Here is a 22,002-nt window from a genome sequence, read left to right on the forward strand (position 1 = left end):
AACTAATCTTTCAAATCATATTGATCAATCTTCCTGTAAAGGTTCCGCACGCTGATGCCGAGCACGTAGGCAGCCTTCGTTTTATTCCAGTTCATCTGCTTCAGGGCGTTTTCGATGTGGACTTTTTCGACCTCTTCCAGTGAGCAGAGCCTGGCTGTCCCTCCAACGGGAGCAGCACCAACCGCAATCTGTTTCGGCAAAAGCAAATCGTCGGATTCAATCAGGCTGCCCTTCGACAAGAGCACGCCGCGTTCAATCAAATGGCTGAGTTCGCGTACATTTCCCGGAAAATCATATTGCTCCAGTGCGGCAAATGCTTCGGCGGACAACTGCTTCGACGGGTCTTTCGTCCTCGCGATAAAATGCTCAATCAATGCATGCAAATCGCCTTTCCGTTCACGCAGCGGCGGAATCGTCAGCTTGACGACATTCAACCGGTAAAATAGATCCTCACGGAAACGCCCCTCGGCGACTTCTTTTTCCATGTCGCGGTTTGTGGCAGCGACGACTCGCACGGTCACATGGCGTTCGCGGACATCGCCGACACGCCGGAATTCACCTGTTTCGAGGAAACGCAGCAATTTTACCTGAAGCGCCAGCGGCATTTCGCCAAGCTCATCCAAAAACAGTGTTCCGCCCTTTGCCGCTTCTACGAGGCCTTTCTTATCCTGGCTCGCTCCGGTAAAAGCTCCGCGTGAGTGACCGAACAACTCACTTTCCAAAAGGTGTTCAGGCAGCGCACCCGAATTCACTGGCACAAATGGCTCATCAGCTCGGCAGCTCCAGTAATGAAGCGCCTTCGCAAACAACTCCTTCCCGGTGCCGCTCTCGCCCTCGATCAGGACAGGTACGTCACTATCGGCAATCCGCCGCGTCATCTCGAGCACTTCTTTAAAATTGGCACTGTCACCGATGATGTTGAATTCATTATGCTGGGCGATGATTTTCTTCATCGAATCATTTTTCTCTTTAAGCGACTTATTTTCAGCAGCCTTGCCTATCGTCAATTCCAGTTCAGATAGATTATAAGGCTTGGTGATATAATCGAAGGCGCCAACTTTCATCGCTTCAATGGCGGTATCAATCGTCCCGTGCCCGGTCAGGATCAGCACCTCGATATCAGGCTGAATTTTCTTCGTTTCTTTTAACAGCTCGATGCCATCCATGCCAGGAAGTCTGATATCATAAACGCCGATGTCGTATTCATTCTTTTTCACGAGTTTGAGGGCATCCTCTGCCGTATCCGCGCTGTCCACATCGAACCCCTTACGCTTCAGCCGTCTCACCAATAGTTCCAGCAAATCATGTTCATCATCAACGACTAATAATCTTGTTGCTGACATCGTAGCCCACCTCCATTGTTTCTAGTCCAGAGTACCGGTTGTCATCTGTTTGCTGTCTGGAAAATCCTCGTCTTTCTTCCCCTGAATGGTCTTCAACATCGATTCCTGCTTGCCGTTCTGCCGGCAGCTGGATTTCCACCGTTGTTCCTTCCTCCGGTTTGCTGTCAATTCTGATTATCCCGCCGAATTGCTGGATGATGCCATAGCAGACGGACAGTCCAAGTCCTGTTCCTTTGCCGATCGGCTTCGTCGTGAAGAATGGATCGAACAATTTATCCATCGCTTCGGGAGGGATTCCATGGCCGCTGTCGGTCACTTTGATGGAAACCTGCGCCTCAGCATCAACCGAAGCGGAGACGACCAGCCTTCCTTCGCTTTCCATCGCATCGACTGCATTGTTGATCAGGTTGACGATGACTTGCATCAGTTTTTGTCCATCGCCGGTCACCATTGGCAGCGAATCAGGGACTAGTAGTTCAAGCTGGATCCGCTGCTTTTTCAGCTGGTGCTCGACAAGGCTGATGCTGCTTTCAATGATTTCCCTGACCCTTATATGATCTTCTGTCCAATCGTTCTTCCTCGAAAAATTGAGCAGATTCCCGGTGATCTTTTTGCAGCGTTCGGTATTCTCCTTGATTTTGCGAAGATAGTGCTCCATCTCATCCTCATCCAGATCTTCGTCGCCAGCCTGGATTCGATCAATCAAATCCTCCGCATACACATTGATTGTTGCAAGCGGATTGTTGACTTCGTGCGCGAAGCTCGACGCCATGATGCCAAGCGCGCTCAGTTTATCGGTCTGGATCATCGTTTCCTCCATTTGTTTTTGCTCGGTGATGTCCTCGAGCACGACAAGGAATTCACCTTCTTCCTCAATCGCGTGATTCAGCGGAAACACCCTGTGCCTGAAAATCCGCTCGCCATTTGGACCATCCTTGAACTTCATGACTTCATCAGCGATTTTATCCAGGTCCGGACAGGTAATCGGACAGTTGAGGCATGGCGTATTCTCTCCGCCAATCACTGCGTAACAAGGAAGCGTCAGCCGGTCTTCTTTTAGCCAGCCTTTTAAAATCGGATTCATCCAGGTAATCCTGTATTCCTTTGTCACAAGCGCCAGTCCTGCACCAATCCCGTTCACCACGACATCGAGCCTTTCCTTTTCCTGCTCAAGCAATCTTGATTTTTCGAGCAGCTCCTTGCTCATGTCATTGAAAGAATCGGCCAGTTTCCCGAGCTCATCGGTGCGTCTCATTTTCACAGGACTGATTTTACGTCCTTGCTTTAAATTGTTCATTTCCCGGTCAATCGCAACGATCGGCCTTGTAAAATAAAGGCCCGCCCCTACACTGATCAGACTCACGATCAAGATCAAAAGGGCGACAGCACCTATGCCGCTTTGCAATATCCTATTGATGGGAGCAAACGCGGTCGTTTTCGGCTGCTCCATCACGAGGACCCAGTTCAAGTCCTCAATTTTGGCTGTCACGCCAATCTCATCCTGGCCGCCAGAAGGCTGTTTTTGCCAGATCTTGCTGTAATCCTGATGGGCGATGACACGTTCCTTATCATCAACCAGATAGATATAGGAAGCATGATCCTGGCGCATGGAAGAGATTTTCCCGATGATTTTTTGGAGCTGGACTACGACCCCTATCGCTTTTTTCGTGTCATTTTCATAAAATGGGATCGCCAGTTTCATGACCGGCTGGCCATATTGGTTAAATTCTACCGGGCCATATACCTTATCGCGAGTCTGCAATTGGAACCACATATCATCCGTGAACCAGCGTTCCATGCTTCCCGCGATATTAAGGTCATAGCGGGACACTCGTTTTTCGACAAAACCTTTATCATCCGCAATGATGACCTCCTCGACAGATTCGCTTTGCTGCAAAAGCTCATATAACGCACTTTGCTTTTTATCTAATAGATTGAGAGAAGCAAGGACCTGGATCCGCTGAAATGTCTGGCTGAATTCAAACTCAATTTCACGGGACAAATTCTCAAGCACCAGATGCTGTTTTTCCATGATCCGCGTTTCCAGATCCGCTTTTACAAAAGAATAGTAAAACAAGCTGATAAGCAGCAGCGGAATCGTCGACATGGCCACTCCAAACACAAGGACCTTATTCCGGATCGTCTGCGATTGCAAAAAAAAGGTCATCGCTTTCATTGATCCCGGCCTCCTTGCACTTCAGGATGGATCAGCTCTGCTAACTTCAGCAAATCGTCATTATAATTGACTCCAAGTGCATCCTTAGTCTGCTGGTTGATGACAAAACGGATGCCATCCGGCAGTTCCACTGGAAGTTCTCCCGGCTTGTTTCCCTGAAGAATCAAGCTGACAAATCTTGCCGCCTGGTAGCCTTGTGAATGAAAGCTGGATCCGTAGCTTGCCAGGAGCCCCTTTTCCGCTTCAAAATCATATAATCCCATGGCGGGAATTTTTTTCTCTTGAGTCAGCCTGACAATGTCATCTGTGAGCGATTCAATCCTGAAACTGGGCAGAATCAGGATCGCCTCCCCACCCTTAACCGTTTTCCACAATGTATCCAGGCATTCCTTCGAGCTTGCATCGCATGGGGATATCTCGACGCCCAGTGCCTGGGCAGCAATCCTTGTTTCTTTAAGGCTTAATTTACTGACGTCAATCTTGCTATCATAAATAACATGCACCCTTTCAATTTTCTGAACCAGTGATGTCAGCATTTCAAGTCGTTTTCCCGAGATACTGGCATGATAGTTATTGATTCCGGTAAAAAGCCCGCCTGGTGACTTGTAATCCTTTATCAGGCCTAGTTCCTTCGGTGCGGCAACACCAGCAAAAACAACAGGGATTTTAATCTTCCCCTTATCCAGCTTTTCCTTTAGGCGCTGGGATTCGATCGCTCCAAGGGTAACAATTAAATCCGGTTCATTTTTAAGAAGATCATCGACTTGCTTATCAAGCAGCTTTTCATCATCATCCGCATTCTTTACGGTAAAATGGATATCCTTGTCGCTGTAACCTAGATCCTTAAGCCCGTTTTCCAGTCCAGTGAACTTTTCAAGGCGATTTTCCCCGATCATCAGGACCCCAATTTCCGCTGGCCCATCACCCTTGAATCCAAGAAAAGCATATATAATAGCCGAAACGGCAACCGTCGTCAGGAAAAAGAAATACCACTTTGTTTTCACGTTCACCGCCCCCATTTTCCGTATTCACTTCCACTATAACGGAAAAAGCAATGTAGCCATCTTGCAAAAAAGGATAATTTTATGAACATAAAAAACGGTCCCCCTCTATTCGAGGAGAACCTGATTTCTAGTTTTTACTTCTTTTCAACTGCATGTCCGCCGAATTCGTTCCTTAATGCCGCGACAACTTTTCCTGTAAAAGTATCGTCTTCAAGTGAACGGTAGCGCATCATCAGTGAAAGCGCGATGACTGGTGCTGCTGTTTGAAGATCAAGGGCAGTTTCGACTGTCCATTTTCCTTCGCCTGATGAATGCATGACGCCTTTGATGCTTTCAAGCTTTGGCTCTTTGGAGAAAGCATTTTCCATCAGTTCCATCAGCCAACTGCGGATGACGGAACCGTGGTTCCAGACGCGTGACACTTCTTTGTAGTCGTAATCAAACGGGCTCTTCTCAAGGATTTCGAAGCCCTCGGCGATTGCCTGCATCATTCCGTATTCGATACCATTGTGGACCATCTTCAGGAAGTGGCCGCTTCCAACTTTACCAGTGTAAAGATACCCTTTTTCAATTGAGATGTCTTTAAAGATTGGCTCAACATGGGCAAAAACCTCTGCGTCGCCGCCGATCATTGTGCAGGCACCATTGCGTGCGCCTTCCATTCCGCCGCTTGTTCCAACATCTATAAAGTGGATGCCTGAAGCAGACAGCTTTTCTGCACGTCTTAACGTATCCTTATAGTTGGAGTTTCCGCCATCAATCAGGATGTCGCCTTCTTCCAGATATGGTGTGAACTTCTCGATTACCTGGTCGATCAAATCGCCAGCAGGAATCATCAGCCAGATCACGCGCGGCTTTGGCAGCATGTCTGCCATTGCCTTATAATCGGCTGCAATCTCAGCGCCTTCAGATTTGATTTTCTGCATTGCCTCTTCATTTATATCGTTCGCCACAACTTCATGGCCGTTTTCCATCAGGTTCAATACTAAGTTATAGCCCATTTTCCCAAGGCCAACCATTCCTAGTTTCACTTCGATGCACTCCTTTTTATGTAACTCTTTTCGTACAGCTTCGGCATAACGAATAAAGCTTGATGATAATATGATATTATCAAATATTTTTTCATATGTATACAAAAACGGAGAAAATTATTTTCATTCTTCAATATCTTTTAATGGAAATCGCTTCCCTGATTTTCTGCAGATTCCCCAAAGTTTGTTCCTGCCTGCGCACGGATACTGCCACGTGGAGCACATCAATCAGGCTTAACTGGACGAGTCTTGATGCCAGTGCCTCAGATCGAAAAAGTGTTTCGCGTGATGTGGTGTAGAGCACATAATCCGCTTCCTTCGACAATGGCGACTTGTAATGTCCGGTGATTGCGATGGTCGCTGCCCCGTTAGCTTTTGCTATTTTCAATGCTTCTATGACATCTTTATTGCTGCCGCTATGCGAAATGCCGATTGCAGCATGCCCGGGACCAAGCAGCGCAGCGGAAATGATTTGCTGGTGTCCGTCGCTATGGGCATTGCAATGGATGCCTGTCCGCAGGAATTTATGATACGCATCAAGCGCAATCGCTGATGAGCCGCCTGATCCGTAAAAATCAATCCTTGAAGCCTGGACGAGAACCTCGATAATCTTCTCAAGGACTTTGGCATCCAGGAGATTCAGCGTTTCCTTCATCGCCTCGATATGCCCGGCGAACACTTTTTCCGCGAGCGTTACGACCTCATCTTCTTCCTTTATTTCTTCATGGATATTCTTGATTGGTTCAACGAGTTCACTAGCAAGGGCAATCTTGAAGGCTTGATATCCTCTGAATCCAAGGCGTTTGCAAAAGCGGAAAATGGTTGCTTCGGCAACGGAGGCATACTCCGCAAACTCGGTGATCGAAAGGTGGATGATTTCCTCGGTGTTCTTCAATATATAATCTGCGACCGCCTTCTCCTTTGATGAAAGCGATGAGTAGATCGCTTTTATTTTAACGATGACATTTTGTCCATTCAGTTCACTTGCCATTTTTTTGCCCCCTTTTCTGACCACTTTATTTTACCAAAGGATTTTCATCATTATTTAAGAAAGATGAAAATTTTTTTCATGCTTAGCAAAAAGAAAGGACCGAATTTTGGTTCAGCCCCATGCACTAATTAATCTTATTCAGGTAAAAATGAACAACAAAGTGCTTGTTCATTTCGATACAGTTATTAATCCTGATCCGTTAAAATAATCGGACCATCCTTTGTGATCGCGATTGTGTGCTCATACTGCGCAGATAGTGTGCCGTCAACCGTTCTTGCTGTCCACCCGTTTGAGTCCATTTTCGTCGGCCATTCTCCGACATTGACCATCGGTTCGATCGTGAACACCATGCCTTCCTTGAGTCTTGGCCCCTTGCCTGGCAGGCCATAGTGCGGGATATCGGGCTTTTCGTGAATGACAGAGCCGATTCCGTGGCCGATGAATTCGCGCACAACCGAAAAACCTTCCGCTTCAACATAGGATTGGATCGCATGGCCGATATCGCCAACCCGGTTACCCGGTACGGAAGCAGCAATCCCGCGATATAAGGCCTCTCTCGTCACATCCAACAGCTTTTGTGACTGCTCGCTGATTTCCCCTACAGCATAGCTCCAGGCCGAATCGGCAAGGGCACCGTTCAGGTTGACGACCATGTCAATCGTCACGATGTCTCCCTCTGTCAAAGCCTCTTTCCGCGGAAAACCGTGGCAAACCTCATCATTGATGCTTGCACAAGTTGCATATTGATAATTGCGGTAGCCCTTTTGCTCGGGTGTGGCTCCATGCTTTTTTAAGTAATCCTCAACAAACTGGTCAATTTCCCAGGTCGTCACCCCTGGTTTGATGATCTTGCGAAGCTCTTTATGCACAGAAGCAAGCAATTTTCCAGCTTCCTTCATGTTTTCAATCTCTCGAGCTGATTTTAAAACAATCATTCCGTCATCTCCCTGATTCATTTCATCCTCTATATTATCTTATACATAAAATTTCGCAAAATGAACCAATTTAACACAAGGTAAAAGCAATAGCATCACAGAAAAATCACTTTTAACGGTATAATTCTTTATAGGGAGAATCTTATTTTTATAGCGACTTTTTCGTTTTTTAGCGAGTTTTTCATTTATATAGCGAGTTTCTCGTTAATATAGCGACTTTTTCATTTTTATAGCGAGTTTCACCTTTTTATAGCGAATTGGAAATTATCCGCGTTTTTTCCCAGTTTGCACACACAATAAAAAACCCTTCTGCCTCTGCAAAAGGGTTCTTACTATTATTTTTCCAGCACTTTAAGCGCTTCGCGATTAAACGCTGGAATATCCTTCGGTTCTCTGCTTGTCACAAGCTGGTTGCAGCAGACAACGACTTCCTTGTCCTGGTATTTCGCTCCGGCATATTCCATGTCGACACGGATGGACTTATAGCCAGTCGCCCCTCTGCCTTCTAGTGTCTTGGCTGTCAATAACAGCTGCGGGCCATGGCAAATCGCGAATACTGGGTTCTTTTCATCCATGAAATACTTGGCGAATTGGACGAAGCGGTCATCCTCGCGCAGCTGGTCCGGAGAAAAGCCGCCAGGTATGAATAGTGCATCGAAATCTTCCGGCTTGACGTTGTCGATGCTTTCATCAATTTTGACCTCGGCTTTGCCCTGCTTGCCTTTTACCGTCTTCCCTTTTTCCTTTTCAATTGTCATAACCTCATGTCCAGCTTCTGTAAAAGCACGGGAAGGCTCAAGATATTCTACGTCTTCAAATAAATCGGTTATTAAACAGGCGATTTTTTTACCCATATATTCAACATCTCCTTTTATAAATTCTCCACTATTAAATCTTCCCTGTCTGCCGCAGACAAAACATCCGAAAACACTTCCACTTTTTAGAATAAAAAAGTGTAAATAGACCTATCTTAAATCGATAGCAAAAAAATGATTTTATCTTGGCGTAATTCGTCTATAATTTATTTAGGACATCTATAGGGAGAGAAGGAGCACCATGAAATTTGGATATATCAATGTAATGGAAGAAGTGGTTTCCACTCTTGTCAATGTGTTGATGATGAGCCCGGATTACCAGACTTTCTGCAATTGCCAGAAATGCCGGAATGATATCATCGCTATCAGCCTGAACACTCTTCCAAGCCACTATGTCACTACGGAAGACGGCCGCAAGATGGTTTTTGAACAGCTTAACACCCAGGATAACAGGACCTGGATCAATAAACGAATCATCAGCGCCATCCATCTTGTCGGAAAATACCCGAAACACTAATAAAAGCTGCCTAATGACAGCCTGGTCACCCGGGCCTGTCAATGGCAGCTTTTTTTTATATGTTCTGGGTATCCATACGTCGGGCGAAATCCACGAACCGGAACTTGTCGGGGCGGTGCCTTGACTCGGTATACTGGAAAAGGGTCGCATCATCGAAATAAATATAGTTTTTCACGATGACAATCGCATGGAATCCTTCCATATCCAGAAGCTCCAGATCCTCTGCATTTGGTTCCTCAACCGTAAATTCCTTTTTGGCAAAACTAATTTTTTTATCCAGGTCCTGTTCAATATACTCAAAAATCGAATTCTCACATTTCTGGCGTGACAGCCCAGGCACATGCCTTTCGACGATAAAATCCTTATCGAGGATGACTCGTTCTTCATCAATATGCCTGACTCTCTTCACCTTCCAGATCATCTCGTCATTATCAACATTCAATTCTCTGGCAATGTCCCGTCCTGCCTGTTCGAGAAGGAACTCATCCACCGTTGTTTTCGCTTTGCCGCCCATATTTTTAGCCAGTTCTTTAAAACTGATCAACCCGGAGATTGGAAACTGGTGCCTTTTTAAATCGAGCACGAGTGAGCCTTTGCCGCGGATTTTTTGGATGAAGCCATTTTGCGCGAGAAGATTCAGTGCTTTGCGGATGGTTTCGCGCGATGTTTGATACATATCCGCAAATTCATTTTCAGATGGCAAAATTGTTCTGGCAGGATAATGTCCCTCCTGGATTTGTTTGGCGATCTCTTCATAAATCAATAAATACTTTTTCTGCATATCATCACCCGTACCTTGTCTGATTGCTACCATTTTACCTTTTTTTCGATTAAAAGAATATAATGAACTATCCTGTCTGCATTTTATAAAAATTTACCGTAAAACTGCCGATAACTATAGTGACTATTTTTTTCCCAACCTTTTGATAAAAAAAACACCACAAAAATCGAGAAGATTGTTTATAATTGTTCTGTAAGGTGTTCTTAATATGGAACTATTTTATCAGATTTGTTATGATATAACTATAAATAGACAAGGTGTGTGGATACTGTGATTGGTGAACGCGTCAAAAAACTTCGACAAGAAAAAAGAATGTCCCTATCCGAGTTGGCTGAGCAAGCTGGCGTTGCAAAATCCTATTTAAGCTCTTTGGAACGGAACCTGCAAACGAATCCATCCATTCAATTTCTTGAAAAGATCGCTGGAGTCCTGAATGTTCCAGTTGATCAGTTGATCCATGAACAAGTCGATAAGGAGAATATTGATTCTGACTGGGTTAATCTTGTGAAAGAAGCAATGGATTCCGGAATCAGCAAGGACCAGTTCCGTGAATTTCTGGAGTTCAACAAATGGAGACTAAACAATAAATAATTTGTAAGGGACAGCCTGCCCGCTGTCCCTTTTTTTCGCAAAATAAAAAGCACCTCTGTAATGAGCTGCCCGATTATTTGACGATGTTCTATGTATGATTGCTTTATTCCTGTCCGCTTGTCATTAAAAACTTCCTGATTTCCTCTTTATTTATTCCCATCTCCAATGCTTCCATTATTAGCTGCATCCATTCTGTATCCAGTTCTTCGAAAATTACCTGTTCTTTAATCAAGTTCTTCCCCCCAAAATACAGTTAGTATTCCAGGCAGTCCGGCCATCTTAGCACTTTATACCTTAGATCCGTGACTTTGCGTCCTGACTTTTCAACCAGTTTGCCTTTTTCTGATTCTTTTTTCTTAACTCCCAATGTCATTGTACCTTGTTCTATATATTTAACATGTAAGTATTTGTCGGCGATTCCCTGTAAATATCCTTCTTTTTCTTCCAAACAATTACAAAATCATAGGCTAAAACCTTATTTTTCTGAAAATTTAAATCATTTTACTGATGTTTTTTGTCGCATTCTATCTCTAATTGTTGAACTCTTTTTTTAAAATCACCCCCATAAATCTGCTGATGGGCCCTTAGACAGTGAAGTTTGTGGATAAGCAGGCCTTTTCCAGCGATGCTTTATAGCCACTTTTTCAAGGCTGATGGCATTGAAAAACGGGTACCTTGTTAAATCATTGCCGCAAACCGGACATAGCCATTCACCCTGTTCACTGCTGCTAAACGAGGGACGTTTGCATCGATCGCAGTTTTTTCTGTACATGCCATTTGCCTCCTTCACATTGACATTCCAATACTCCATTCGAGTATAGTTCAGAGGAACCATTTTTGAAAAAGTCCATAATAAGGCGAATTTTCTTAAAAAAGAACAAAAATCGTTCTTTTTTAAGAAATATCTCCGATTATCACACTATTTCGTGTTTTTTAAAGAATATAATTGTTCGTTATAATGAATATAGTTGATTATAAGGAGATAACCAGATGAAGGTTGGAGAGAAGATTAAAAGATTGCGATTGGAAAGAAACTATTCTATTACCGAACTTTCTCAAAAAGCGAATGTTTCCAAGTCCTACCTCAGTTATATCGAAAGAGGCATTCAGGAAAATCCATCGCTTCAGGTTTTATCACGACTTGCCCACAATCTGGATACGTCTGTGGAAAACCTGATGGGGCAACAAACAAAAAGGACTGATCCGGTCTCCTTTGATGAGGAATGGATCGGACTTGTTGACGAAGCAATAAAAAATGGGATCAGCAAAGAAGACTTTTCCTATTATCTTGATTTCATGAAATTCAAGAGCCATAGCGAAAAAGAAAAATAACGAGTACTATAGAATACCATTCAAGGCTGCATATTAGACCTACTTTTTCAAACAAAAAAACCAGCCTTAAAGGCTGATTCTTTGTTTACAGAGACTGGCGGCAATCTTCGCTCCCACCCTGGCATTGTTCTTGACAAGCGCGATATTGGCAACAAGGCTCTTTCCTTCCGTAAGTTCTTTAACCTTACCCAGCAGGAACGGAGTCACCTGCTTTCCGCCAATCTGTTTTTCTTTGGCTTCTGAAAGCGCCTTTTCAATCACTCCAGCTATGAAACTCTCTTCCATTGCATCTTCTTCAGGAATCGGGTTGGCAACGACGATTCCGCCATCGAGCCCCAAATCCCATTTGGTTCTGATCATATCTGCGACAGATTCGGGCGTATCAAGGCGGAAGTTGACATTGTATGGGCTTGTCCGTGTATAAAACGCTGGCAGTGAATCGGTGCAATAGCCAACAACAGGTACACCCTGGGTTTCAAGATACTCAAGAGTCAACCCGAGGTCCAGGATTGACTTGGCGCCTGCACACACAACAGCTACATTTGTTTTCGCCAGTTCCTGCAGGTCGGCAGAAATGTCCATCGTTGTCTCCGCTTCACGGTGCACACCGCCAATCCCTCCGGTAACAAATACCTCTATATTTGCCAGTTCTGCGCAAATCATTGTGGCAGCTACTGTTGTTGCTCCATTTTTCCCGGTTGATAAAAGATACGCCATGTCGCGTCTGCTGGCTTTTTCGACAGTGCTGCTCTGGCCCAGGTATTCCAGTTCATCATCCGAGAGGCCGATTTTAATTTTCCCATCGAGAATGGCAATCGTTGCTGGAACTGCCCCATTTTCACGGATAATCTGCTCTACCTCCCTTGCTGTCTGGACATTCTGTGGATAAGGCATCCCATGTGATATAATCGTAGATTCCAGCGCAACGACCGGTTTACCCGTGTTCTTCGCTTCTATTACTTCCTGTGAAAATTCAAGCCACTTTTCCAGCATGCTGTACCTCGCTTATTTAAAGTTTTGTTTAAACGTTTCGAGTAACTGTTTATTATTCAAAATCGGGTTCACCGTTTCGATCGATTGCAATGTAAGAATCGAACAAGCCATCCCAATCTTGCAAGCATCCTCCGTCGGAATTCCATTCAGATGGGCATAGATGATCCCGGCCACGAGCGAATCGCCCGCTCCAGTCACATCGATGACGGAAATTGCTGGCGGAATCAGGACTCCTGCTTCGCCTTTTGCTGTAAAATAGATCAATCCTTTATCACCGCGGCTAATGACAACCTTTTCGACACCTTTATGTATGATGATCTCTGCCGCTCTGAAAAAGTCGCCTTCGTTTTCAATTTTGATGCCGGAAATCGCTTCCGCTTCCTCTCTATTGGCAATCAGCCAGGTAACCCCCCGCAGTTCGCGAGGCAATTTCTTCGCTTTTGGTGATGAAACAGGTGTGATGCAAAGCTGGATGTTTTCCCTGCGGCATCGCTCGATGATCCGCCCCAGCACATCTGCCGGGAAATTGGTATCCAGCATGATGAAATCCGAGGAAGCAAAATAACCCCATTTGCGATCGATGAATTCCGGAGTGATAGAATCATAGATTGACATCTCGGCTAAAGCGATGGTCATTTCCCCATCATGGTCCAGGACTGCCGTATAGGCTCCGGTAGACTGGCCATTGATGACCTCGGACGGAGCGACATCGACGAACGCCCTTGTGTATTCCACCAGCCAGTGGCCTTCATGGTCATCACCAACCACTGTCAGCACACTGACATCATTCCCGAGCCTCCCTAGATTCTCGGCAATATTTCTGGCAACCCCCCCGCATGACTTCGAGCTCTCAGCCGGATTCGAAGTGCCCAGCTCCAGCTCGCCTTTCGCCCATATTTTACGGTCTACATTTGCACCGCCCACACATAGCACTTGACGTCTCTCTGGCAAAATATAGGCTCTCCCCATAATTTTCCCCTTCTTTGTTAAGGAGAAGATATGGCCGGCAACTGCATCACCCGGTACATCCGCCTTCGCGGCAAGATCAATCAGTGAAATGAACGGATCCTCTTTTATCAGTTTTAAAATAAGAGCCTCTATTTCGTTCATGTCGCGCACCCCGCTATTTCCAAAATATTGCTATCAACTAAATCTTAAACCTTTATCCGAATATACTCAACATTATTAAAATTCAATTACATTTCACAGCTTCATAGTTCGTGGTATTCCCCCGCTTTTAAAATTTCTGTCATAAAATCGTCAAAAAAAACCGCTGCATATCACTTTTTCCCCACGGTTTTTTCGCATTTTAATCACAACTCCCTGATAGGATTAAAATCGATCAAAGGAGGAGATTGTATGAAGAAATTTCTTGCTGCCATGATGGCAATTTTATTGACGATAATCGTTTCGGCCTGCGGTGATGACTCTGCCAAAAACAAGCCAATGGATGACCAGGATACCGCGGCGACAGAAATGAACCATGAAGAGGATACAGCCGATGCTCACGCAGACGGCCCACATGAGCCAGGAACGGACGATGTCTGTGCTTTCTGCAATATGAAGGTATATACGGAAGCAGATCCGATGGGTGTTTTCACGGCACAGGCGAAGACCAAAGACGGTGACTATGTGTTCTTCGATGATTCCGGATGCCTTTTGAATACACCTAGACGGGATGAAGTTGAGTTCGAAGAAAAATGGGTGCGTGACTACCTGACTTCAGAATGGATTGATGCAGATGCCGCCATCCCTGTCAAAGCCGATATTAAAACACCGATGAAATATGGCTATGCTTTCTTCAAAGATCAAGAAAGCGCCGAGAAATTCATCGCAGAAAACAGCGATAAAAACGCGATGATGGCTTCATGGGAGCAAATTGATAAGATAGCGAATGAAAGATATATGAAGAAAATGAAGATGAACTCAGACAGCATGAATAAGGATAGCGAAAACCATATGGAAGAAATGAATAAAGATAGCGAAAACCATATGGAAGACATGAATAAAGATAGCGAAAATAATATGATGGACAGCGACAAAGAGGAGAGCGGTCATTGATAAGTTTTTCCTGTAGCTGCCTAAATGCATAGAATGCTAACGCTTCGATAAGAAAGCCTTGATCATACCAAAAAACTCCCGGTACCATATTACCGGGAGTTTTCTTATTCACCATTGCCGTATTGGGCCGGCTGAAGGAATGCTAATTGAAAAATACTTTTTCCAGCGGAAGATAGCTGCCATTATGATTTACTAGCGAATCTACGGTTTTGCAGACCTTCATCTGCCCTTCTTCCATGAAGGCAGCCCGGTCAGCCAGTTCCTCTACAAGACTGAGAATATGGGTAGTAAAGAAGATCGTCTTCCCCTGCCGCTTCTCCTCCTGAATGATTTCCTTAAAACGGAACACCCAAAGTGGATCAAGACCATTGGTCGGTTCGTCGAGAATCCTTAAAGGAACATCCGGGAGCAATGCCTGGGCCAGCGAAAGCCGCTGCTGCATGCCTTTTGAATATTGTTTGATCTGCATATGACGAACTTCAAATAAACCGACCTGGCGAAGTGCTTCATTCACTCTTCCATCACCGATGCCTCTTAATCTCGCAAAAAAAGTCAAAACTTCAAGACCAGTCAATTGTCGCGGGAACAGCATTTCATCTGGCATATACGAAAACAGCTTTTTGAAATCCTGGCTTCGCGGGTCGACTTCACTTCCCTCCAACAAAACCTTCCCATTGGTCGGCTTCATGATACCTGTCAGCATCTTGATCAACGTACTTTTGCCAGCACCATTTCCGCCGCAAAGAGCGAAGATTTCCGGCTTATTGATGGCAAAGCTGATATCAGCAACCTTTTTTGTATCACTGTAATGCTTGGCCAGTGCTTCAATCCTGATCCATTCATCATTCATCTGCAGCACCCCTTTTCAGCCTGCGTACGGAAAAAATCACCGGCAAAACCATCCAGAGCAAGACAGCAAAAATAAACAACATTTTGCCTGTCATGCCATCCGCCCAGATGGTCAAATCATATAATCGCGGTCCGAATACCGAGGCGCCATCAAGCGAAAGGATCGACTGAACCCTGATCAGTTCTACAGGGTTCAGGAAAATCGACACTGTCAGCATCGGCAGCAACCATTGCTTCAATAAAAGCAGGCTCAAACCCATAATGATGAATTCATAGAACAGGACCAGGAATGCCCAGACAATCAAACTGATGCCGAGCGCCTGAAATCTTGATTTGGCAATGATCCCGATCACCATCGCCAGTGACAGAAAAATCGCCGCTAGCAATAAGGAATAGAGATAAAATAATATCAGCAGCGATACAGAAACCCCTGCGCCTAAAAAGTAAATCACCAGCAGGGCTGTACCATATCCAAATGTCAGTACCGACCAGACGGCGACAAACAACCCTGCATATTTTCCGAGGATCACACTCCATGGTGTAACAGGATACGTCAGCAGCAGCATCAGCCCCCGGTCCTCCTTTTCACCCGACAGGAACAGGCTCCCGATCAAAAGCGAAAGCAGGGGGATCAGCAATAAATTAATATTCAGGAGGCTCGCTGTCATCCTATTGAAGCCATCAAAACCCGAGCCACCGGTATTCCCGAGGAACGCAACCATGACAGCAAGTGATGAGAACAGCAAGCCAAAGCCTGCGAGCCAGTGGCTTCTCATCAACAAGGTCATCTGCTGCCTGGCAATATGCATCATTGCTCCCAGCTCCACTCATGTTTTTTTAATAGCTTATAATCAAGCACTTCTCCCATGCCCTGTTCTTTTACATATTGTTCAGCACCCTCTTTGTCCTTGAAGCTGACCACTCCATTAGCCATCGGGGTCCAGAAATCAGGATGGTACGCATGGAAAGCTTTTTCAAGTTCGACCCAATCACCCGTGTCAACATCTCGAACGTATTTTTTTGCAGCCTTTTCATCCTGAAGATCCGTTTCCCTCTCAAGAAACTCATCCATACAGCCAAGATCATCAAATTTATATATTTCACCATCAGCGGTAACGACCTCAGTGGCATAGTGTTCATGGGCAATACCCATATTGCAGACCTCACATACATCAATTTCAGGGTTGATTTCTTCCGGTTCCATCGCATTATTGCTGCAGCCGGCAGCTGTTGCAGAAAACAGCAGTAATAAACCAAGCTTCTTGATCATCTGAAATTCCTTCCTTTCACAATGGCAAATAGCGATATCACAATAAATACGATTCCAATCACTCCAGACCTCCAGTGGTCCCTATTCTGCTGTGCAGCAGAAGGTTGGATTTCTGCCGGTTCTATCAGCGGACGCGCATCATAAACCTCTGCCGATCCAAAGCTTGGAAATAAGGATTCCGCCTTTGTCCACAGCTTCACAGACGGACTTTCAAAAAAGAATTGCCAGTACGGTTGTTTGCGCAGAATGCGGTCGTATAAAGAGCCAGCTTTGTAGGCCTCTTCACCAATACCATCGCCCGAAAGGTCAAAACTGCTGTAATCATCCCAGTAGTTTCCCTTCAATCCATCATCAAGCCTCATGTCTTCCCCCGAAATCTTGGACTGGACAACATTGCCGATAAAATTGTTTTCAGCAAAAAGATTCTCTTTGTTTTCCCCCACGAATTCAAGCCCAACCTGGTTGGCTCCAATCAGGTTCTTGTTGATCGATAGATTCACTCCGTTTTCCAATGACAGCCCCGTGCTGTTCCGCAACATTTCATTGCGCTCAACCAGGACATTCCTCGTTTCATAAATGAGTATGCCAAAACCCCGGACATGAAAGTGATCGGTTACCCTGTTCTCAAGGAAGGTGATATTTGCTGAATCCATTACCATGAACCCTGTCACATTCTTTTCGATATGGTTCCTCTCTGCAGAAATGTCTTCACTGAACATGAAGTGCATTCCATATCGTGACTCACTGACATGGTTTCCTGTTACTTTGATATGTTCCGTAAAGTCATAATAAATTCCATCCTGGACAGCGGCAATTTCATTCTTTTTCAGCAAATGGCCGCCACCCTTGAACATGTGGATCCCGTTTCCACGCTTCGAAAAATGGGATTCATAACTGGTTATGCTGTTTTCCAGCACCTGATTATCCCTGCTGTTCGTGATGTAAATTCCGTTATGGACATCTTTCAATATATTGTTTTCAATGATATTTCCGTCAGCTTTCTGAATGAAAATCCCGCTGTCCTCCTGGCCTGAACCGCAATTTTGAATCATCAGTCCTTTAACGGTGACACCAGGTGCGGCGATTTCAATGACATTGCCCTTTCCCCCGCCATCAATTATTGCTCCTTGTTCTCCTATCAAGGTCATTCGCTTATTGATCACGATATTTTCCTTATAGGTACCAGGAAAAATTGTGAGGGTATCTCCTGCTTCAGCCTGGTCAATCGCACTTTGGATCGATAGGCCATCCTCCACTTTAAGATCCTTGGCGCTGGCAGCATCAGGCACAAGCCAAAGTAGCAAAAATATGATAAACCAAATTGGCCATGGCAGCCTGTGCATACTGCCTCCCCCCTCCCGGAAAAGTTTCTCATTTAAAACTAGCAAATAAATGTGATGAAATCTTGAAATATATGTTGGGAAACGTTGAAGTCTCTATCGAGTTTTTTAGGGGTGATTATTGAGCAAATACAGATTCAGATGTTTATTTTCAGAATTATCTAAAATTAGTTATGTCTATTTTGTGACAATTACAATATAATGTAAGTAATATGTATATCTGATTAATCCAGGAGGTTATGAACATGACGATAGTTCATATACTGAACTTCTCCATTCCGATTGTCATGATGCTTGTGATTGGCGTCGCAGTCGATAAGATGTGCCAGCCAGATCCACCAGGCAAGGAAGCCGAGTAATGAAAGGTCCGGCTTCTTTTTTTATTGGATTTTCCGTTTGTTTTCCAATTCGCTATAAAAATCAAATTTTCGCTATATAAAATGGATTTTCGCTATAATAATTATTTTTTCGCTATAAAACATAAATTTTCGCTATAAAACCTTCTGTTCGGATAAGTCGTATCCCTATAAAACGCAAAAAGAGCAAGATTCTCGATTGAATCTTGCTCTTTTTACTAGTTTTCGATTGCAGGTGGAGTTGTTTTTACAAAAATTCGGTTGCCCTGGACGAAAAACAGGATACTGCCAAGCACAGCCAGGGAGATGAACATAAATAAGATGGTCCCGCCTGTTTCTTTCAATAAGTATCCTCCCGCAATCGGTCCAAGGAAATGGCCGATTTTCCGGAATTGTGCCGCTCCGAAATATGTCCCCCTCAGTTCATCCGTTGCCAGCTGATCGACCAGATAACTGCTTGATGGGAAGATGAGTATCTCTCCAACTGTTATGAAGACAATTGCCGTGATGCCAGTGAACCAGCCGGATACAAAGCCAAATGTCAGCATTCCCAATGACAGGAAGACCGCACCGGCCATCATCACCTGCATCGTTTTGAATCTTTCCGCGAAGTGGCTGATTGGCATTTGCAGCAGGACGACCAGGACTGCATTGATGGAAAGCATCACGGAATACACAAATACTCCGTTCGCAATGGACGATTCTAGATATTGCGGTACATTGGATTCCATCTGCGAATACCCGAAGTTAATGATGATGGTTCCCAATATTAAATATCTCAATGCCTTATCTTTGCCGATGATTTTTAATGAACTGGCTATCGTCACCTTGCTTGCCCCTTCACCTGCCGGGTTGCCCAAATCAAATTTTTTCATCATCAGTGCAAGGATCAATACATAAATGAAATACATGATCCCCGTCACCATGAAAGCTGATTTAGCTGAAACCACAGCCAGATAGGCACCAAGCAATGGACCGACAGATGCTCCAATATTGATGGCCGTATATCTGAGTGAAAAGGCCCTCATCCGCTTGCGTTTTTCCGTCAAATCGGCAATCAGTGCCTGGCCGGTCGGTTCAAAAAATGACCCGCTCAAGCCATTCAATGCGTTCAGGATGATGAACCAGCCCGGTGTATCAGCAATCATGAAGCCAAAATAGACAAGCGACATCGCGAACAATGAACCGATCATTACCGGCTTACGGCCATATCTGTCTGACAAATGGCCGCCCAGAAAGCCCCCGATTACACCAGACAATGGACTGATCCCAATTGTCAATCCAATCAATACAGGATGCAAATCCAGATTCCGAGATAGGTAGATGGCCAGGAACGGCAGGGTTGCGAACGCAGACCCCCTTGCAAGGACAGTCCCCCCCAGCAGTACCCATACAATCGGGTGAAATTGGCGGTAATAGTTTTTTAGTTTATTCATTTCTTTTTACCTCGGAAAGTTAGATTCCTAAATCATAGCAAATATCCAATATTATGAAAATACCCCCTAAATAAAAAACCGCCGCCATTTTGTCTGGCAGCGGTTTTGTTTATTGACCCGGATTATTGCTTGTACGCGGAAGGATTAGGATTTCTACCCGGCGGTTCCTTGCCTTGCCTTCTGCTGTGTCATTCGTCGCGACTGGCTGGAACTCACCAAATCCTTTTGCGCTGAACCAGCGAGGGTCAAGCTGTTCATTCTTCAAAATGATTTTCATGAATTCCACAGCCCTCATGACGCTCAGTTCCCAGTTCGATTCATATCTCGCGGTCCTGATTGGCACATTATCTGTGTGCCCGCTGATAATGATATTCCGAGGCGGCTCCATGATCAGCAGGTCCGCGATTTCATTTGCGATATTGATATCTGATGAACGGACCTCTGCCCTTCCCGACTGAAACAGGACATTGTCACGGATCGTCAGCAGCAGTCCTTCATCCGTCAGTTTCGTATTCAGCTTGTCTGTCAGCTTTTTCTCATCTATATAGGAGTTGACCTTCTGCTGGAGAGCCATGAGCTCCATCTGGTCTTTGGCTGCATCAGCCTTGTCTTCATCATTCTTTTCAACATCTTCCTTACGTTCGTCAGGCGACTCCATCTGTCCTTCCGGCATCGGACTCTGGAATTCGAACACACCGGTTCCTCCAGAAAATACATCATTGAAGGCCTTGGAAAGTTGCTGGAACTTGACGGCATCAACCGAACTCATCGCGAACAGGACGATGAACAATGCAAGCAGGAGCGTAAGCAGGTCCGCATACGGGATCAGCCAGGACTCATCCATATGTTCCTCGTGATGCTTCTTCTTCCTTTTCCTACTCATCCTTCGTCACGTCGCTTTCTTCGAGGATCAGTTTCCGTTCGCCAGCTGGCAGATAGGAAGCAAGCTTCTGCTCGATCACCCTCGGCGCTTCGCCTTCAAGGATTGATAGAATGCCTTCAATCATCATGTATTTCACTTGTGCTTCCTGTTTTGATTTGCGCTTTAACTTATTGGCGAATGGGTGCCATAACACATAACCAGTGAAAATCCCCAATAACGTCGCCACGAACGCAGCACTGATCGCCCTTCCAAGCTCATCGGTATTGTCCATATGGCTCAGTGCGGCAATCAGACCAACTACAGCACCTAGAACCCCGAGAGTCGGCGCATACGTACCTGCCTGGGTGAAAATGGCCGCACCTGACAAGTGGCGTTCCTCCATCGCTTCAACCTCTTCTGTTAAAACGTCCCTGATGTAGTCAGCACTCTGTCCATCCACAGCAAGCGATAGGCCATTTTTCAAAAATTCATCATCGATTTCACTTGTTTTCGCTTCGAGCGCCAGCAAGCCTTCCTTTCTGGCAAGCTGTGCCCATTCAGAAAACAGGCGGATCAATGACGGCAAATCTGCACTTTCCTGTTCCTTAAACAGGATTTTAAACAACTTGGGCACTTTCTTCAGTTCTCCTGCCGGAAAGGCGATAGATACCGCCGCAACAGTACCCACGATTATGATTAAGAAAGCTGCCGGATTCACGAGCGCATTGACACTTACACCCTTCAACACCATCCCGACTCCGACTGCAATGATGGCTAATATGACACCAATGATCGACGACTTATCCATGTACGACTCCCCTGTCTGCTTTACTTCTATTTCTGTCTCTAGTTTTTAACTGTCATAATATCTCTTTTTATTTCGACCTATTTTTAAAAATCTTAAGTGATTTAGCAATCAAAAATAAATTTTAGCCAAGCAATTAAGATTGTGAATTTCTATGCCGATATAACTTAAGCAAAGACAATTGATTAGTTGAGGAGGATTTTACGTGGAGGCTATTGAAAATCTCCGCAGGCAGGATACAAGAAAGAAGAACGTCTTGATGCTAAGCACTTATTCGGTATCCTTGATTGCGACTGCTGCCTATACACTGATTGAAAAAGAACCATTCATTAAAACGATGGTATATGTAAGTGAATTATCATTTTTCATCCTGTTTTTCCTGATTTTCCAGCTATGGCTTAAGAAAGAGGCTCTTTTCCCTTATGCCGCATTTGCTGCTATTTTCGCCCACCATTTCATCTATATCGGAATGTTTGGCGGCAACGGGGCATTCTTGCTGGTGCTGATCTTCCTG

Annotated in this window: 22 protein-coding genes and 1 riboswitch; of the genes, 4 read left to right on the forward strand and 18 right to left on the reverse strand. The window is 44.9% G+C overall.

What is annotated here, in order from left to right; all coding sequences use genetic code 11:
- Positions 1 to 2: 2 nt before the first annotated feature.
- The 7 genes from J7E38_RS12005 to J7E38_RS12035 all read right to left on the reverse strand — a co-directional run bounded on the left by J7E38_RS12005 (position 3) and on the right by J7E38_RS12035 (position 8,334).
- Positions 3 to 1,343, reverse strand: a complete 1,341-nt coding sequence (locus J7E38_RS12005; protein WP_214707613.1) for a sigma-54-dependent transcriptional regulator — start codon at positions 1,341 to 1,343, stop codon at positions 3 to 5.
- Positions 1,315 to 3,519 (reverse strand): ATP-binding protein, encoded by a 2,205-nt coding sequence (locus J7E38_RS12010; protein ID WP_214707615.1) that lies wholly within the window; start codon positions 3,517 to 3,519, stop codon positions 1,315 to 1,317. Before J7E38_RS12010 ends, J7E38_RS12005 begins: the two co-directional genes overlap by 29 nt.
- Positions 3,516 to 4,523: an ABC transporter substrate-binding protein gene (locus J7E38_RS12015; RefSeq protein ID WP_214707617.1), complete on the reverse strand. Its 1,008-nt coding sequence runs from the start codon at positions 4,521 to 4,523 to the stop codon at positions 3,516 to 3,518. Before J7E38_RS12015 ends, J7E38_RS12010 begins: the two co-directional genes overlap by 4 nt.
- A 134-nt stretch (positions 4,524 to 4,657) precedes the next feature.
- On the reverse strand, positions 4,658 to 5,554 hold the full coding sequence (gnd, locus tag J7E38_RS12020) for a phosphogluconate dehydrogenase (NAD(+)-dependent, decarboxylating) (RefSeq protein ID WP_214707619.1): 897 nt from the start codon (positions 5,552 to 5,554) through the stop codon (positions 4,658 to 4,660).
- Positions 5,555 to 5,684: 130 nt separating this feature from the next.
- Positions 5,685 to 6,545: a MurR/RpiR family transcriptional regulator gene (locus J7E38_RS12025; RefSeq protein WP_214707621.1), complete on the reverse strand. Its 861-nt coding sequence runs from the start codon at positions 6,543 to 6,545 to the stop codon at positions 5,685 to 5,687.
- A gap of 185 nt (positions 6,546 to 6,730) precedes the next feature.
- Positions 6,731 to 7,480, reverse strand: a complete 750-nt coding sequence (gene map, locus J7E38_RS12030; protein ID WP_214707623.1) for a type I methionyl aminopeptidase — start codon at positions 7,478 to 7,480, stop codon at positions 6,731 to 6,733.
- 335 nt (positions 7,481 to 7,815) lie between these two features.
- Positions 7,816 to 8,334 carry a type 1 glutamine amidotransferase domain-containing protein gene (locus J7E38_RS12035; protein ID WP_214707625.1) on the reverse strand — a complete coding sequence of 173 codons (519 nt, stop codon included), beginning with the start codon at positions 8,332 to 8,334 and terminating at the stop codon, positions 7,816 to 7,818.
- Between the two features lie 202 nt (positions 8,335 to 8,536).
- Between J7E38_RS12035 and J7E38_RS12040 the strand changes: the two genes are divergently transcribed.
- Positions 8,537 to 8,812: a late competence development ComFB family protein gene (locus J7E38_RS12040; protein ID WP_214707627.1), complete on the forward strand. Its 276-nt coding sequence runs from the start codon at positions 8,537 to 8,539 to the stop codon at positions 8,810 to 8,812.
- Between the two features lie 55 nt (positions 8,813 to 8,867).
- Here the strand turns inward: J7E38_RS12040 and treR are convergent, their stop codons facing one another.
- Positions 8,868 to 9,593, reverse strand: coding sequence for a trehalose operon repressor (treR, locus tag J7E38_RS12045; RefSeq protein ID WP_215038536.1), 726 nt, complete (start codon positions 9,591 to 9,593; stop codon positions 8,868 to 8,870).
- Between the two features lie 270 nt (positions 9,594 to 9,863).
- Here treR and J7E38_RS12050 point away from each other — a divergent pair, with 270 nt between their 5' ends.
- Positions 9,864 to 10,184: a helix-turn-helix domain-containing protein gene (locus J7E38_RS12050; protein ID WP_214707631.1), complete on the forward strand. Its 321-nt coding sequence runs from the start codon at positions 9,864 to 9,866 to the stop codon at positions 10,182 to 10,184.
- Positions 10,185 to 10,287: 103 nt separating this feature from the next.
- Here J7E38_RS12050 and J7E38_RS12055 read toward each other — a convergent pair whose 3' ends face one another.
- Complete coding sequence (locus J7E38_RS12055; protein WP_214707633.1) at positions 10,288 to 10,416, reverse strand: anti-repressor SinI family protein; 129 nt, start codon at positions 10,414 to 10,416, stop codon at positions 10,288 to 10,290.
- A gap of 29 nt (positions 10,417 to 10,445) precedes the next feature.
- Positions 10,446 to 10,531: riboswitch (cyclic di-GMP riboswitch) on the reverse strand.
- A 643-nt stretch (positions 10,532 to 11,174) separates the two neighbouring features.
- Between J7E38_RS12055 and J7E38_RS12060 the strand changes: the two genes are divergently transcribed.
- Positions 11,175 to 11,516, forward strand: coding sequence for a helix-turn-helix domain-containing protein (locus tag J7E38_RS12060; RefSeq protein WP_214707967.1), 342 nt, complete (start codon positions 11,175 to 11,177; stop codon positions 11,514 to 11,516).
- A 66-nt stretch (positions 11,517 to 11,582) separates the two neighbouring features.
- Here the strand turns inward: J7E38_RS12060 and J7E38_RS12065 are convergent, their stop codons facing one another.
- Both J7E38_RS12065 and J7E38_RS12070 read right to left on the reverse strand, forming a co-directional pair.
- On the reverse strand, positions 11,583 to 12,506 hold the full coding sequence (locus J7E38_RS12065) for a pseudouridine-5'-phosphate glycosidase (RefSeq protein ID WP_285291731.1): 924 nt from the start codon (positions 12,504 to 12,506) through the stop codon (positions 11,583 to 11,585).
- 15 nt (positions 12,507 to 12,521) lie between these two features.
- Entirely contained in the window at positions 12,522 to 13,619 is a 1,098-nt protein-coding gene (locus J7E38_RS12070) for a carbohydrate kinase (protein ID WP_214707637.1), read from the reverse strand.
- Positions 13,620 to 13,868: 249 nt separating this feature from the next.
- Here J7E38_RS12070 and J7E38_RS12075 point away from each other — a divergent pair, with 249 nt between their 5' ends.
- A complete protein-coding gene (locus tag J7E38_RS12075) occupies positions 13,869 to 14,570 on the forward strand; it encodes a nitrous oxide reductase accessory protein NosL (protein ID WP_214707639.1) in 702 nt (233 codons plus the stop codon).
- Positions 14,571 to 14,712: 142 nt separating this feature from the next.
- On the opposite strand, the gene J7E38_RS12080 is transcribed toward J7E38_RS12075, so the two are convergent.
- The 7 genes from J7E38_RS12080 to motA all read right to left on the reverse strand — a co-directional run bounded on the left by J7E38_RS12080 (position 14,713) and on the right by motA (position 21,491).
- Positions 14,713 to 15,420 carry an ABC transporter ATP-binding protein gene (locus tag J7E38_RS12080; RefSeq protein WP_214707641.1) on the reverse strand — a complete coding sequence of 236 codons (708 nt, stop codon included), beginning with the start codon at positions 15,418 to 15,420 and terminating at the stop codon, positions 14,713 to 14,715.
- Positions 15,413 to 16,231: an ABC transporter permease gene (locus J7E38_RS12085; protein ID WP_214707643.1), complete on the reverse strand. Its 819-nt coding sequence runs from the start codon at positions 16,229 to 16,231 to the stop codon at positions 15,413 to 15,415. Before J7E38_RS12085 ends, J7E38_RS12080 begins: the two co-directional genes overlap by 8 nt.
- Entirely contained in the window at positions 16,228 to 16,689 is a 462-nt protein-coding gene (locus tag J7E38_RS12090; protein WP_214707645.1) for a nitrous oxide reductase accessory protein NosL, read from the reverse strand. The genes J7E38_RS12085 and J7E38_RS12090 overlap by 4 nt, the downstream gene beginning before the upstream one ends.
- Positions 16,686 to 18,032: a nitrous oxide reductase family maturation protein NosD gene (gene nosD, locus J7E38_RS12095; RefSeq protein WP_214707646.1), complete on the reverse strand. Its 1,347-nt coding sequence runs from the start codon at positions 18,030 to 18,032 to the stop codon at positions 16,686 to 16,688. Before nosD ends, J7E38_RS12090 begins: the two co-directional genes overlap by 4 nt.
- Positions 18,033 to 18,603: 571 nt before the next feature.
- On the reverse strand, positions 18,604 to 19,821 hold the full coding sequence (locus tag J7E38_RS12100; protein ID WP_214707648.1) for an MDR family MFS transporter: 1,218 nt from the start codon (positions 19,819 to 19,821) through the stop codon (positions 18,604 to 18,606).
- 109 nt (positions 19,822 to 19,930) lie between these two features.
- Positions 19,931 to 20,704: a flagellar motor protein MotB gene (gene motB / locus J7E38_RS12105; RefSeq protein ID WP_214707650.1), complete on the reverse strand. Its 774-nt coding sequence runs from the start codon at positions 20,702 to 20,704 to the stop codon at positions 19,931 to 19,933.
- Complete coding sequence (motA, locus tag J7E38_RS12110) at positions 20,697 to 21,491, reverse strand: flagellar motor stator protein MotA (RefSeq protein ID WP_214707652.1); 795 nt, start codon at positions 21,489 to 21,491, stop codon at positions 20,697 to 20,699. The genes motB and motA overlap by 8 nt, the downstream gene beginning before the upstream one ends.
- Positions 21,492 to 22,002: the final 511 nt, after the last annotated feature.

It is taken from the genome of Bacillus sp. ISL-35 (assembly GCF_018613355.1).
In the GTDB taxonomy this organism is placed as follows: domain Bacteria; phylum Bacillota; class Bacilli; order Bacillales; family Cytobacillaceae; genus Mesobacillus.